The following is a 14,343-nucleotide window of genomic DNA, read 5'->3' as shown; positions in this document are numbered from 1 at the left end:
CGCCCGACACAATGGGTGCACGGAGAGTGAGAGGTGGTGGGCGGGATGCCCGTATGGGACGACCTGGTGGGCCAGGAGCGGATCCAGACGCAGCTGGCCGCCGCCGCTCGCGATGCCGATGCGCAGGTCACGGCCGCCACGGACGGGACCGCGCCGCCCGCCGCGTCGAAGATGACCCACGCCTGGCTCTTCACGGGACCGCCGGGATCCGGGCGGGTCACCGCCGCCCGGGCCTTCGCGGCGGCCCTGCAGTGCACCAGCCCGGACCGCGCGCTCGGCGGTGAGCCGGGCTGCGGGTTCTGCGACGGCTGCCACACCACGATGGTCGGCACCCACGCGGACGTCTCCAGCATCGCCGCGGTCGGCAGCCAGATCCTCGTCGACGACATGCGGGACACCGTCCGCAAGTCCTACACGTCCCCCGCGACGGGCCGCTGGCAGATCATCCTGGTCGAGGACGCCGAGCGGCTGAACGAGAAGTCCGCCAACGCGGTCCTCAAGGCCGTGGAGGAGCCCGCGCCCCGCACGGTGTGGCTGCTGTGCTCGCCCTCCCTGGAGGACGTGCTGCCCACCATCCGCTCCCGCTGCCGCCACCTCAGCCTCAGCACGCCGTCGGTCGCGGCGGTCGCCGACATGCTGGTGCGGCGGGACGGCGTCGAGCCGTCGGCGGCGCTGGCCGCCGCCAGGGCCACGCAGGGGCACGTCGGCCGCGCCCGCCGGCTGGCCACCGACGAGGCGGCCCGGGAGCGCAGGGCGACGGTCCTGAAGCTCCCGCTCCGGGTGGACGACGTCGGAGCCTGTCTCAAGGCCGCCCAGGAGCTGGTGGACGCCGCCGCCGAGGACGCCAAGCAGATGGCCGAGGAGGTCGACACCAAGGAGACCGAGGAGCTCCGCACCGCCCTGGGCGCCGCCGCCGGGACGGGCGGGCGGATGCCGCGCGGCACGGCGGGCGTCATGAAGGAGCTGGAGGACAAGCAGAAACGGCGCCGGACCAGGACCCAGCGCGACAGCCTCGACCTCGCCCTCACCGACCTGACCGGCTTCTACCGCGACGTCCTGGCCCTCCAGCTGGGCTCGGCCCTCGCCATCGCCAACGAGGACATACGGCACGACCTGGAGCGCATCGCGAAGGCATCCGGGCCGGAGCGGACCCTGCGCCGGATCGAGGCGATCATCGCCTGCCGGGACGCCCTCGACCGCAACGTCGCGCCGCTCCTCGCGGTGGAGGCGATGACGATGTCGCTGCGCGCGGGCTGATCTCCGCCTCGGCCGCCTCCGGCGTCTCCGCCGTCTGCGGCCCTGTCTCCCCCTGCCGGTGCTCCCCCCGGCTGCCCGCCGGGTCCACTCCGGGTTGACGGGCTCACCCGTAAGGGCGAACCAGCCGCCGGGCCCGGAGCGGGCCCGGTCCGGGCGTCGCCCGGCGGGCGCCATGGAAGGCCCGGGTCCGTCCGGAGCAGAGGGCCCGCCCGGGCCCGCCGGCAGGACGTAGGCTCCGGGGATGGACACCAGTCGCGCGCTGCGTACCACCGGGACCGTGATCGCAGCGGCCGGGCTGCTGCTCTCCGGGTGCACCTCGGGCGGGTCGGAGGCGCTCCGGACCGCCGCGTCCGCGAGAGGGGAGGCCGGTGGCACGGCGTCGGTGCCGCCGTCCCCCGACGCCGCCGCGATGCGCCCGTACTACGCGCAGAAGCTGACCTGGCGCGAGTGCGGTGTCCCCGGATTCCAGTGCTCCACGATGAAGGCCCCGCTGGACTACGCGAACCCCGGCGCGGGCGAGGACGTGGACATCGCGGTGGCCCGCCGGGTGGCGACCGGCCCCGGCGAGCGGCTCGGCTCTCTCGTGGTCAACCCGGGAGGCCCCGGCGGCTCCGGCATCGGCTACCTCCAGGCGTACGCGGGCATCGGCTATCCCGCCCCGGTGCGCGCCCGCTACGACATGGTCTCCTTCGATCCGCGCGGCGTGGAGCGCAGCAGTCCCGTCGAGTGCCTGACCGGCCCGGAGATGGACAAGTACACCCAGGTGGACCAGACGCCGGACGACGCGGCCGAGCGGGCCCGCCTGGTGGCCGCCTTCAAGGAGTTCGCGGCCGGCTGCGAGGCCCGCTCGAAGCGGGTCCTGCCCCACGTCTCCACCGTCGACGCCGCCCGCGACATGGACCTGCTGCGCGCCGTGCTCGGCGACAAGAAGCTGAACTACGTCGGGGCCTCCTACGGCACCCTCCTGGGGGCGACCTACGCGAACCTCTTCCCGGACCGGGTCGGCCGGCTGGTCCTGGACGGTGCGATGGACCCCACCCGCGAGGCGCTCGACCTCAACCGGGACCAGACCGAGGGCTTCGAGACGGCCTTCACCTCCTTCGCCAAGGACTGCGCGAAGCAGCCCGACTGCCCACTGGGCAACGGCAGCCCCGAGGAGGTGGCCGCCCGCCTGAAGGACTTCTTCCGCAAGCTCGACGCGCAGCCCGTGCCCAGCGGGGACGGGAAGCGCCCGCTCGGCGAGGCCCTCGCGACGACCGGGGTGATCGCGGCGCTCTACGACGAGAACGCCTGGCCCCAGCTGCGCGAGGCGCTGACCTCGGCGATGAACGGCGACGGGGCGGGCCTGCTGGGCCTGGCCGACAGCTACTACGAGCGCGGGGCGGACGGGAAGTACGCCAACCTGATGTTCGCGAACGCCGCCGTCAACTGCCTCGACCAGCCCGCGGCCTTCAGCGGCCCGGACGCGGTCGACGCGGCCCTCCCCTCCTTCCAGAAGGCATCCCCGGTCTTCGGCGCGGGCCTGGCCTGGGCCTCGTTGAACTGCGGGTACTGGCCGGTGAAGCCTACGGGCAAGGCGGGGCCGCTGACCGCGAAGGGCGCCGCTCCGATCGTGGTCGTCGGCACCATCCGCGACCCGGCGACCCCCTACAAGTGGGCACAGGCCCTGGCCGGCCAGCTGGAGTCGGGCACCCTCCTCACCTACGACGGCGACGGCCACACGGCGTACGGGCGCGGCAGCGACTGCATCGACACCGCGATCAACCGCTACCTGCTGGAGGGCAAGCCCCCGGCGGACGGCAAGAAGTGCTGACGAAGTACTGCCCCGCCGGGCACCGGCGATCCTTGCCGTATATGCGGCAAATGCCCGCCTGGATGAAACCTGGTTCGGTGCACGCCTTCGCACCCTGTAGACTTGGCGCCGCTGCTGATGAGAGCACCTCTTCGAGGGAATACTTGTCTGACCAGCGGTGCCGCCTTAGCTCAGTTGGCCAGAGCAACGCACTCGTAATGCGTAGGTCTCGGGTTCGAATCCCGAAGGCGGCTCTGTGGAAGCCCCAGGACTCACTCGCCGTGACCTGGGGCTTTTGCTATTCCCGGGCCCGGCCGGCGCGTGCGCCGGTTGGGACTCGGAAGGTCGTGCGTGAGCGGAGGGGCCGTCAGCCCTTCTTGGCGGTCCACGCGGCCTACCGTCGGGCTGGCCACGCTGGACGCGCGCGATGGACTGGTTCGACGCGCCCGCGACGCCGGGCTGAGCGAGGCCCAGATCGCCAGGGCGACAGGGCACTCGCGGACGACGGTTCGGAGCATCCTGGCCAGAACGAACTGAAAAACCCCAGGTCGGATTCTCCGGCCTGGGGCTTCTTCGTTCTGGGTTCGGGGTGGGCGTCGGTCGGTGTGCGGTGGGTGAGGGCGCCGCACACCGACCGACCCGTATCAGTGCTCGTCCGCGCCGAGGAGAGCCTTGGCGGCCTGCTGGACGCCGGGGGCGCGCAGGAAGGTGTAGTGGTCGCCGGGCACGCGGACGGTCCGGGTGCCGGATCCGAGGAGCTCGGTCCAGAGCGCCGACAGGTCCGGGGACTGCTCGGCCGAGACCACCACGACCGGGGCCGCTACGGGCTCCGGGCGGTGTCCGCCGATCAGCGTGATGTGCGCCTTGAACACCTGGAACCTGCGGTTGATGTCCTCCTGGACCTCCTCGGTGTCACCCGCTCCGCCGGTCAGCTTCTCGCCGAACCAGCGCAGCTGCTCGGCCACCGGCGTGGTCACCGGGTCGGGCAGTTCGCCCGCGTCGGGGCCGAGGGCCCGGGCGCCGTCCAGTACGAACTGGGCGGCGAAGGCCTGCTCGCTCACACCGGAGACGTCGTCCGCGGAGAAGGGCGTGTCCAGCAGGCCGACCAGGGCCACCTGCGCACCCGACGCCTCCAGGCGGCGGGCGACCTGGAGGGCGAGCAGGCCGCCCATCGACCAGCCGGCCAGGCGGTACGGGCCCGACGGCTGGGCCTCGCGGACGGCCGCGGTGTACGCGTCCGCCATCTCCTGAAGGTCCTGCCTCGGCTCGCTGCCGGCCCGCAGGCCCGCAGCCTGCACGCCGAGCACCCGGTAGCGGTCCTGGAGTTCCTGCATCAGCCCGAAGTACGGGTAGACGGTGCCGCCGACGGCGTGGATGAGGAACAGCGGGTCGCCGTCGGTCTTCTCCGACAGCGGCACGATGGTGTCCGAACCGGAGACGGCAGTGCTTCCGACCGCCGCGGTGCCCGGCTCGGCCGCGCCCTCCGCCTCGTCGAGGCCCTCCAGGTCGTCCAGCGGGGCGTCCTCGAGCCCGTGCTTGGCGACCAGGGTCGCGGCGAGCCGGGCGGGCGTGGGGGCGAGGAAGATCGCGGTCACGTCCGTGTCGACCCCGAGGTCCTTGCGCAGGCGGGTGATGACCTGCATCGCCTGCAGGGAGTTGCCGCCCATCTCGAAGAAGTTGTCCTCGATGCCCACCCGCGGCAGCTTGAGGATGTCGGAGACGATGTCGGCGAGGACCGTCTCCAGGATGGTGCGCGGGGCGACGTAGTCGCCCGCGTCCGCGGCGCCGTCCGGCTCGGGCAGGGCGGCGCGGTCGACCTTGCCGTTCGCGTTGAGCGGGAAGGTGTCGAGGATGATCAGGTGGGCGGGGACCATGAACGCGGGCAGCGCCTCGCCCAGGTGCGCGCGGAGGTCGGCGGTGGTGACGGCCGGCGCGTCGGGGTTGGCCCGCGCGTAGCCGATGAGGTTCTTCTGGCCGGCCTGGTCCTCGCCGACGATGATGATGGCCTGGGCGACGGAGGGGTGGGCGGCGAGTACGGCCTCGATCTCGCCGAGCTCCACCCGCAGGCCGCGGATCTTGACCTGGTGGTCGAGGCGGCCGAGGTACTGGAGGTTGCCGTCCGGCAGACGGCGGGCCAGGTCGCCCGTCTTGTACATGCGCGCGTCCGGGACCTCGCTGAACGGGTCCGTGACGAAGCGCTCGGCGGTCAGCTCCGGCCGGCCCAGGTAGCCGCGGGTGACGCTGGCCCCGCCGATGTGGAGTTCGCCCGCGACGCCGACCGGTACCGGGTTGAGGTGCTTGTCCAGCACGTAGGCCGTGTAGTTCGTCAGGGGCAGGCCGATCGGCGGCGGGTCGATGCCGTCGTCCTGGCACCGGGCCATGGTCGAGCCGACCGTGGTCTCGGTCGGGCCGTAGCCGTTGATGAAGCGCATGCCGGGGCGCGCCCAGTTGCGGACCAGCTCCGAGGAGAATGCCTCGCCGCCGGCGATGACCACGCGCAGGCTCGGGAACTGCTCCTCGGCCAGCAGGTTCAGCACGGCCGGGGGCAGGCACATGAAGGTGATGCCCTCACCGCGGATCAGATCGGCCAGCCGCGGCGGGGAGAGCAGGGTCTGGGTGCTGCCGAGGACCAGGGTGGAGCCGGACAGCAGCGCGCCGAAGATGTCCAGGACGGACACGTCGAAGTTGAGCGACGCGAACTGCAGGATCCGGTCGCCCGGGCCGAGCGGCCAGAACTCGATCTCGGCGTAGCAGAAGTTGACGGCGTTGCGGTGCTCGACGACCACGCCCTTGGGGCGGCCGGTGGAGCCCGAGGTGTAGATGACGTAGGCGACGTCCGACGGGCTCGCGGTGGCCTCGACGGGGCTGTCGTCCAGCGCGGTGAGTTCGTTCCAGGACCGGTCCAGGTCCAGGACCGTGACGTCCTCGGTCGGTACCGCGGAGGCGCTGGCCTCGTCCGTGAGGACGACGCTCATCTTCGCGTCCTCGACCATGAAGGCGAGGCGGTCGGCCGGGTACTCCGGGTCCAGCGGAACGTAGCCGCCGCCGGCCTTGAGGATGCCCATCAGGCCGACGATGCGGCGCACCGTGCGCTGCATGCTGACGCCGACGAGCGCCTCCGGGCCGACGCCGAGCTCGCGCAGCCGCCGGGCGACCTGGTTGGCGTGGGCGTCGAGCTGGGCGTAGGTCAGGCCCTCGCCGTCGAGTTCGACGGCCATGACGTCGGGGTGCGCCGCGACCTTGGCCTCGAAGGCCTGGTGCAGGTTCCAGTCGGGGAAGTCGGCCTTGTCGCTGTTCCAGGTGACCAGTTCCTGGTGGAGCTCCGCCTCGGTCATGATCGGGAGCTGCGAGATACGGGCGCCGGGGTCGTTGACGACGCCGTCGAGCAGCGTCTCGAAGTGGCCCAGCAGGCGCTGCGCGGTGGCCGCGTCGTACAGCGCGGTGGCGTAGCTGAGGTTCAGCCCCAGCCGGCCGCTGCTCTCGACGGCGGAGACGAGCAGGTCGAACTTGGCCGCCTCGGCCGGGAGTTCCTCGGAGGCCCAGGTCATGCCGCCCGGGCGGAGGTCGCGCTTCTGGTCGTCGGAGAGCATGAAGCCGACCTGGAAGACCGGGGAGCGCGAGGGGTCGCGGGGGGCTTTGGCGGCCTCAACGATCTTCGCGAAGGGCAGGTCCTGGTGTCCGAAGGCGCCCAGGCTGGCGGCCTTGGTGCGCTCCAGGACCTCGCGGAAGGTCGGGTCGCCGGACAGGTCGACGCGGACCGGCAGGGTGTTGATCAGGTAGCCGATCACCGGCTGCAGCTCGGGGCGGCTGCGGTTGGCGCTGACGGTGCCGACCACGATGTCGTCCTGGCCGCTGTAGCGGTGGAGCAGGACGTGGTAGGCGGCCATCAGGGTCATGAACAGGGTCGCGCCCTCGTCCCGGCCCAGGGTGGTGAGCCGGGTCAGGATCTTGTCGCCGAGGTCCCTGGACTCCGTGGTGCCCTGGTAGGTCTGGACGAGGGGGCGGGGCCGGTCGGTCGGCAGCTGGAGGACGGGCGCGCCCTGGAGGTTCTCGCTCCAGTAGTCGGTCAGCTCCTTCAGCGTCTCGCCCTGCAGCCGGTCGCGCTCCCAGACGGCGAAGTCGGCGAACTGGACGGGCAGCTCGGGCAGCTGTGCGGCCGTACCGGCGACGGCGCCGGCGTACGACTCGGACAGCTCCGCCAGCAGTACGGGGAACGAGGAGCCGTCGAAGACGGTGTGGTGGACGGTTATCAGCAGGACGTGGTCCTCGTCGGCCAGCTGCTGCAGGTGCGCGCGGAACAGGGGACCGCGCTCCAGCTCGAACGGGCGGGCCGTCTCCTCCTGGGCCGCCGCGCGCCAGTGCTGCTCGATCTCGTCGGCGGCGACGGAGCGCTGGTCCAGGAAGGCCAGCTCGACCGGGCCGGCCGGGTCGACCACCTGGACGGGCGCGCCGTCCACGGTGACCAGGCGGGTGCGCAGTGCTTCGTGGCGGGCGACGAGGGAGTCCAGGGCCGCGCCGAGGGCCGGGCGGTCGAGGGCGCCGGTCATGCGTACCGCGCCGGCGATGGTGTAGGTGGATTCCCCGGGAGCCAGCTGGTCGATGAACCAGAGCTGCTCCTGCCCGTACGAGAGCGGCAGGTCCTGCAGCGCGGGCGAGCGGCGGGGGATCGACGAGATCGGGGGGGCCGTGCGACGCAGCCTGGCGGTCAGCGCGGCCCGCTGGGAATCGGTCAACATGACTGGTTAGTCCTTCTTTCGAGCAGTGGATGAGGCAGCGTCAGATGCACGGTCACGACTTGGCCGCGCGTGACTTAGGCGACGGGTTCGGGCTGGTCCGCTTCGACGGGACCCTGTGGCATCTCGCGCAGCCGGTAGACGGGCGAGAAGACGATCCACACGGCCGGCAGTGCGATGCCCGCGACGCCGACGGCGAGGGCGGCGCGCAGCCCGAACAGGGAGGCGAGCGAGCCGGCCAGCAGTGCGCCGAGCGGGATCGTGCCGTACAGGATGAGCCGGTAGCTGGCGTTCATCCGCCCCAGCAGGCGGGCCGGCGTGACCGTCTGGCGCAGGGTCAGCGAGTTGACGTTGAAGACGGCCAGGTGGAAGCCGTGCACGGCGAGCGTCGTGCCCAGGATCGTCAGGGAGACGGGGCCCGTGTCGCCGGGCACGAGCAGCACCAGGGGCGACAGGCAGGCCAGCAGCGTGACCAGGCGCAGCGCCGGGCCGAAGCCCATGCGCTTGCTGATCCGCCCGGAGAACGTCGCGCCCAGCAGCGCGCCGACCGAGCCGGCCCCGACGACCAGGCCGAGCTGGAACGGGGTCAGTCCCAGTGTCCTGACCGCGTAGACCAGGAAGACCGTCGTCATGACGTTCTCGAACAGGTTGAACACGGCCGACTGCGTCGCCAGGTGGCGCAGGATCCGGCTGCCGACGACGGTGCGCAGGCCCTCGACGATGTCGGCACGGACCGACTTCGGCTCGGCGGGCCGCTCCGGTTCGGCCTCCGGGCGGCGGATCCACCACAGGGCCACGGCCGAGGCCAGGTAGGTGGCGGCGCCCACGGTCAGCGCGACGGGCGCGGTCAGCGCGCCGACCAGGAAGCCGGCCAGCCCGGGGCCGGCGATGCCGGCCACCGAGTAGCTGGCCGTCATCTTGCTGTTCGCGTCCGCCAGGTCGTCCTTGTCGACGAGCCCCGGGATGTAGGAGAGGATCCCCACATCGAAGAGGACCGTCGCCACGCCGGCCATGAACCCGACGACGTAGAGCCACGGGAGCGAGAGCACGCCGAGCAGGTGGGCGAGCGGCAGGGCGCCGATCAGCAGCACCCGGACCGCGTCCGCGGCGATCAGGGTCGGCTTTCTGCGCCGCCGGTCGAACCAGACTCCGGCCAGCAGGGTCACCAGTACGTACGGTGCGAACCTGGCGACGTTGAGCAGGCCGATCTGGAACGCGCTGGCGTTCAGGGTGATGACCGCCGCCAGCGGCAGCGCGATGTCGGTCACCTGCGAGCCGACGAGGGAGACCGTCTGCCCGCTCCAGAGTTTGACGAAGTCCCGGTTGGCGAGGACGCCGCGCGGTCCCGCGGTGTCCTCGCGCTCCTGCGTGGTGGTCATGCTCCCGCCCCTCTCAGTTGGCCAGTCCCGCGCCGACGGGCTGCGGGGCGGCAGCGTCGGTGTGCAGGTTGAAGGCGCGGTGCAGGACCCGGGCGGCCTCGTCGACCGCACCGGAGGCGACGTGGCAGGAGACGCGGCTGGGGGTGCTGGTGACCAGCACCGGTCTGATGCCCGTGCGCTCCAGGGACTCCAGGATCTGCAGGGTGACCTCGGACCGGTTGCCGCAGGCGTCCCCGGCCACGCTCACACTGCCGAGCTCCTCGTCGTGGACCCTGACGGTGGCGCCGATGTCGCCGAGGGCGGCGATGACCGCCTGCGGTTCGGCGCCGGGCGAGGTGAACCGGAGCTCGCCCGGGCTGCCGATGATGGATCCGACCGGCAGGCCGTGACCGGCGAGCGCCGCCGAGACCTGTGCCGGAGTCAGGCTGTCCACCTGGTAGAGCGGGTCGTGCCGACGGTGGGCGACGCCGATGATCCTGGCCGTCTCGAACATGTCGTTCTCCTCCCTGGCTTCTGTGATCCATGTGCCCGGCTCGCCGGTGAACGAGGACCGGACGTGGATGGCGACGCCGTGCGCCGCCGCGAGCTCCACCGCGCGCGGCTGCATCACCTGGGCACCCGCCTCGGCCAGTTGGAGCATGTCCTCGTGGCCGAGCCGCTCCAGGCGCCTCGCGTCGGGAACCACCCGGGGATCGGCGGTGAAGACCCCCGGGACGTCGGTCCAGATGTCGCACTCGGACAGCCCGAGGGACGCCGCCACGGCGATCGCCGAGGCGTCCGAGCCGCCGCGGCCCAGCGTCGTCACGTCACCGTCGTCGGTGACGCCCTGGTAGCCGGTGACCAGGACGATCAGTCCCTGCTCCAGGGCCGCCACGATCCGGCCCGGGTCGATCGACTGCATACGGGCGTTGCCGTGCGCGGTGTCGGTCAGCACGCCGGCCTGGCGGCCGTTGAGCGAGACGGCACGCTCGCCGAGCTCGTGCACGGCGATCGCGGCGAGCGCGCACGACATGGATTCGCCGACCGCCAGGAGCGCGTCGAGCTCCCGGGCGTCGGGCTGTGCCGTGAGGACGTTCGCCATTTCCAGCAGGTCGTCGGTGGTGTCCGACATCGCGGACAGGACCGCGACGACGTCCGCCCCCGCGCGCCTGGCCTCCACCAGCCGCTCGGCGACCCGGCGCAGCCGGTCCATGTCGCCCACCGAGGAGCCGCCGAACTTCCATACCACCGGCCGCAGTGCGCGCCCGGTCGGGTGTGTTGCGGACACAGGTCCCCCCCGCCCTCTAACGAGCGGCCGACTGGTCGCCGACCAGTCGGACCCAGCTCGCGAAGAACGCCAGGCTGTGGCTGCGCCACAGCCTCAGCGGCTGGTCGAGGTCCACGCCGACCGGTGCCCTGACCCCGGCCACCTGCTGGTCCACGTCCCTGCGGTACTCCTCCGCCAGGCGCGAGCCGTAGTACTCGGGGTGGCCGGTGTGCATGAGGACGGAGTGGTCGTAGGACTCGGCGATCACCGTGCCCGCGCCCTCGGCCCGGGCCAGCGCGCGGACCGTGGTGCTGGCGTCCAGCGCCTTGTCGTCGAAGCCGGCGAAGCGGCTGTGCGTCGACCAGAAGCGGTCGTCGAGGGACGAGGCGATGGGGCCGTCCTGCGCCAGCAGCTCGGTCTCGTACATGCCGGAGATCTTGGCGCTGTAGATGTCCTTGGGCAGCCCGTAGACCAGGTTGCCCACGCCCATCGCACCCCAGCACAGGCCCAGCAGCGGCGAGCCCTGCGCGTGGACGTCCTGGACCATGTCGTTCAGCTCGTCCATGAACCGCACCTCCTCGAAGGGAAGGTGCTCCACCGCGGCGCCGCTGACGATCAGGCCGTCCAGCGGTGCGTCCGCGGTGGCCTCCTTGTAGGTGCGGTAGGTCGCGGCGATGCGGGCCGGGTCGTCCAGGTTGTAGCGGCGGGAGGAGATCCGTATCCACTGCAGTTCGAACGGTCCCGACAGGGCCAGCTGCGGCAGCAGCCAGTTCTCGTACTGTTCCGCGTTCGGCATCAGGTTGACGATGCCGATCCGCGGCGGACGGCCGGTTCCTCCGGACACGAGGGTGCTCATCGGCCGGCCTCCGCGGCGAGTTCCGCCTCCAGCGCGGCGAGCGAGTCGCGCAGGATCGCCACGGCGTCGTCGGCGATCTCATGGGTGATGTTCAGCGCCGGCAGCAGTCGCACGACGCTGTCGCCACGGCCACCGAGCTCGACGATCAGTCCGCGGCTCAGCGCCTCCTGCTGGAACCGGGCCGCGACCTTGGTCGCGTCGACGGTCGCGGTGCCGGCCATCTCCATGCCGAGCATCAGGCCCAGGCCGCGCACGTCGGAGACGAGCGGGCTGTCGCCGAGCCGCTTCAGCTCGCCGAGCAGGTGCTCGCCGATGACGCGGACGTGCGGGAGCAGTTCCTCGCGCTCGACGACGTCCAGGAAGGCGTTGGCGCTGGCGAAGGCGAGGTTGTTGCCGCGGAAGGTGCCGATGTGGCTGCCCGGCGACCAGGTGTCCAGGTGCTTGCGGTAGAGGATGGCGGCGACCGGCAGCCCCATGCCCGACAGGCCCTTGGAGGCCACGACGACGTCCGGGGTGATGTCGTACTGCTCGAAGGCGAACCAGGTGCCGGTGCGGCCGCAGCCGGTCTGGACCTCGTCCACGATCAGCGGGATGCCCAGCTCGCGCGCGGTGTCCGCGACCCGGTGGACGAACTCGCGGCGGGCCGGGATGGCCCCGCCCTCGCCCTGGACCAGCTCCATGATGATCGCGGCCGGCAGCTGCACCCCGCCGTGGGTGTCGGTCAGCGTGTTGACCAGGACCTCGGCGCAGTTGGTGTTGCAGGTCCCCGGCGCGAGGCTGATCGGGCAGCGGTGGCAGTAGGAGTACGGAGTGAAGTGGATGCCCGGCAGCAGGTTCTGCAGGCCGGTCTTCGGCGCGTGCTCCGAGGTCAGGGACATGGCTCCCTGGGTGGAGCCGTGGTAGGCGCCCTGGAAGACGACGACCTGGCCGCGGCCGGTCGCCTTCTTGCACAGCTTGATCGCGGCCTCGACGGCGTCCGAGCCGGTGGGGCCGCAGAAGTGCATCTTGACGTCGTCGCGCATGTGCTCGGGCAGCATCGCGATCTGACGGCGCTTGAACTCGTCGCGCACCGGCGTCGGGAAGTCGAGGCCGTGCGTCAGCTTCGGCAGCTGCTCCGTCACGGCGGCGACCAGCTCGGGGTGGTTGTGGCCCAGGGCCAGGACACCGGCGCCCGACAGGAAGTCGATGTACCGGCGGCCGTCGAGGTCGGTGATGTACGAACCGGACGCCTCGGCGATCGCGACCGGGATCCGGCGCGGGTAGGTGCGGGCGTTGGACTCGGTGGCGGCCTGGCTGTCGAGGAGCACGCGCCCGTTGGGACCGGGCTGGGCGAGGTCGACCACCGGTTTCGGGGAGGTCGTATCAAGGGTCTGCATGATCGTCTCTCTCAGATCTCGGAGCCGGCCGCCTGGGCGGCGACGAGGTCGGCAGTTCCCTGCTCGGCGACCAGGCGCCGCTCAAGGCTTTCGACGATGGCCTGGGAGCGCAGCGCCAGCAGGCTGAAGGAGCCCGCGTCGCCGAGCCCGTGCGTGGACTCGCACAGCCCGTTGACGAAGATCGGCGGCACCTCGCGCTCGAAGGCCGGGTGCGGGACCACGCCGTAGTCGTAGCCGACGGACAGAGGCTGGTCGTCGGTCACGCCGAGCACGTCCGCCAGGTCCCTGAGCAGCGGCGGGAGCTGCTCGGTGCGGCCGGTTATCCCCAGGTCCAGGTAGCCGGTGGCCAGGACCACCCGGTCGGCGTGGATCCGCTCGCGCTCACCGGTGATGTGCTCGGTGACGTCCAGCGCCACGCCTTCGGCGGTGCGCTCCACGGACTCGATGCGGCGGTTGGTGGCCAGCCGGATCCGCTCGCGGCCGTCGAGCTCGTCCTCGTACATGCGCATGTAGAGGGCGCTGACCACGTCCGCGTCGGCGGCCGAGTAGTTGGTGGGCCGCAGCTGGTCGCGCAGCCGCTTCTTGCCCTCCTCCGTGGCGTGGAAGTAGTACTCGACGAACTCCGGGAAGTAGACCTCCTCGGAGAACGGGCTGGTGTCCTTGAGGCGGTAGCCGAAGCCGGTCATCACGTTGGTGATGCGGGCGGCGGGGAAGCGCGCGATCAGGTCGAGCACCACCTCGACCGCGCTCTGGCTGGCGCCGACCACGGCGAGCGTGCCGTCGAAGTCCCGCTCCAGGTCCGCGATGTTGGGCAGGAACTGGGAGGTGTGGAAGAGGTGCGGGGCCGGCACGTCGCCGAAGACGGCGGGAACGTTCGGGGTGCGGCCCGGGGCCACCACGACGGAGCGCCCGTGGTAGGTCGTGCCGTCGGCGACGGTGACCTCGACCAGGGGGCCGTCGGCGGAGCTGTCCATTTTGATGCCGGTGACCTCGCGGCCGTAGTCCACGTCGGCCTGCACGGTCTCGGCGACCCACTGGACGTAGCGCGCGTACTCCTTGCGCAGCGGATAGTGGGAGGGCAGGTTGAGGTGTTTGAAGAGACGGCCCTGCTCGTGCAGGAAGTTGGTGAAGGTGTAACGGCTGCGCGGGTTGCGCGGCGTCACCAGGTCGCGCAGCGGATTGTTCTGGATGTCCGATCCGTCCAGGAGCATGGCGCGCTGCCAGTAGGGGCCGGGCTCGCGCTCCAGGAACTTCACCCGGGCCTGCGGCCACAGCTCCTCGAACGCAACGGCGACGGCGACGTTCGCGGGTCCGTATCCCACACAGAGGACGTCATATGCATCGTGCACGCTGAATCTCCAAAGTTGAGTTGCACAGGCATGCCGACGGCATGCCGGCTGATTCACGGACGGGAGACCGCCTGCACATCCGCGCAAGCGCCGTCGGAGTACGGCCCGGCCGCATGACGGCCGGCGAAGAACGCGCCGTCGCTGAGGGTCCCCGCTGCGTGCGGGACCGCCCACTGCGCGGCGTCCGGGCCGGTGAGGTCGCTTGCCGACGCGGGGCCGGCGGTGTCCCCGGCCGGTTTTTCGGTGTCCGCATTTCTGGTCATTTGAACTGCAGCTTCCGTAGCCGTCCGAGATGTAATGAGCTTTTCACTGACCGCTACCGGTTGCCTTCCGCCAGGCTTCCGACCGTGCGGTA

8 protein-coding genes and 1 tRNA gene are annotated in these 14,343 nt (G+C 71.7%); 3 read left to right on the top strand and 6 right to left on the bottom strand.

The window, feature by feature from the left end; translation table 11 throughout:
* Positions 1 to 45: 45 nt before the first annotated feature.
* The 3 genes from OHA91_RS17555 to OHA91_RS17545 all read left to right on the top strand — a co-directional run bounded on the left by OHA91_RS17555 (position 46) and on the right by OHA91_RS17545 (position 3,303).
* Positions 46 to 1,257 (top strand): DNA polymerase III subunit delta', encoded by a 1,212-nt coding sequence (locus tag OHA91_RS17555; RefSeq protein WP_031147675.1) that lies wholly within the window; start codon positions 46 to 48, stop codon positions 1,255 to 1,257.
* Between the two features lie 241 nt (positions 1,258 to 1,498).
* Positions 1,499 to 3,070, top strand: a complete 1,572-nt coding sequence (locus tag OHA91_RS17550; RefSeq protein ID WP_031147676.1) for an alpha/beta hydrolase — start codon at positions 1,499 to 1,501, stop codon at positions 3,068 to 3,070.
* Positions 3,071 to 3,229: 159 nt separating this feature from the next.
* Positions 3,230 to 3,303: transfer RNA gene (locus OHA91_RS17545), tRNA-Thr, on the top strand.
* 390 nt (positions 3,304 to 3,693) lie between these two features.
* On the opposite strand, the gene OHA91_RS17540 is transcribed toward OHA91_RS17545, so the two are convergent.
* The 6 genes from OHA91_RS17540 to OHA91_RS17515 all read right to left on the bottom strand — a co-directional run bounded on the left by OHA91_RS17540 (position 3,694) and on the right by OHA91_RS17515 (position 13,988).
* On the bottom strand, positions 3,694 to 7,785 hold the full coding sequence (locus tag OHA91_RS17540; protein WP_051892856.1) for a non-ribosomal peptide synthetase: 4,092 nt from the start codon (positions 7,783 to 7,785) through the stop codon (positions 3,694 to 3,696).
* A gap of 74 nt (positions 7,786 to 7,859) precedes the next feature.
* Complete coding sequence (locus OHA91_RS17535) at positions 7,860 to 9,161, bottom strand: MFS transporter (protein ID WP_031147680.1); 1,302 nt, start codon at positions 9,159 to 9,161, stop codon at positions 7,860 to 7,862.
* A gap of 13 nt (positions 9,162 to 9,174) precedes the next feature.
* Complete coding sequence (locus OHA91_RS17530; protein WP_328739592.1) at positions 9,175 to 10,389, bottom strand: aspartate kinase; 1,215 nt, start codon at positions 10,387 to 10,389, stop codon at positions 9,175 to 9,177.
* 55 nt (positions 10,390 to 10,444) lie between these two features.
* Positions 10,445 to 11,263 (bottom strand): homoserine O-acetyltransferase/O-succinyltransferase family protein, encoded by an 819-nt coding sequence (locus tag OHA91_RS17525; RefSeq protein WP_051892861.1) that lies wholly within the window; start codon positions 11,261 to 11,263, stop codon positions 10,445 to 10,447.
* Positions 11,260 to 12,639, bottom strand: a complete 1,380-nt coding sequence (locus OHA91_RS17520) for an aspartate aminotransferase family protein (RefSeq protein ID WP_266498924.1) — start codon at positions 12,637 to 12,639, stop codon at positions 11,260 to 11,262. The genes OHA91_RS17525 and OHA91_RS17520 overlap by 4 nt, the downstream gene beginning before the upstream one ends.
* A gap of 11 nt (positions 12,640 to 12,650) precedes the next feature.
* Positions 12,651 to 13,988, bottom strand: coding sequence for a lysine N(6)-hydroxylase/L-ornithine N(5)-oxygenase family protein (locus tag OHA91_RS17515; protein WP_266498921.1), 1,338 nt, complete (start codon positions 13,986 to 13,988; stop codon positions 12,651 to 12,653).
* Between the last annotated feature and the right edge of the window lie 355 nt (positions 13,989 to 14,343).

The sequence above is a fragment of the Streptomyces erythrochromogenes genome, from assembly GCF_036170895.1.
Classification (GTDB): Bacteria; Actinomycetota; Actinomycetes; order Streptomycetales; family Streptomycetaceae; genus Streptomyces; species Streptomyces erythrochromogenes.
This window is presented reverse-complemented; position numbering and strand designations above follow the sequence as displayed.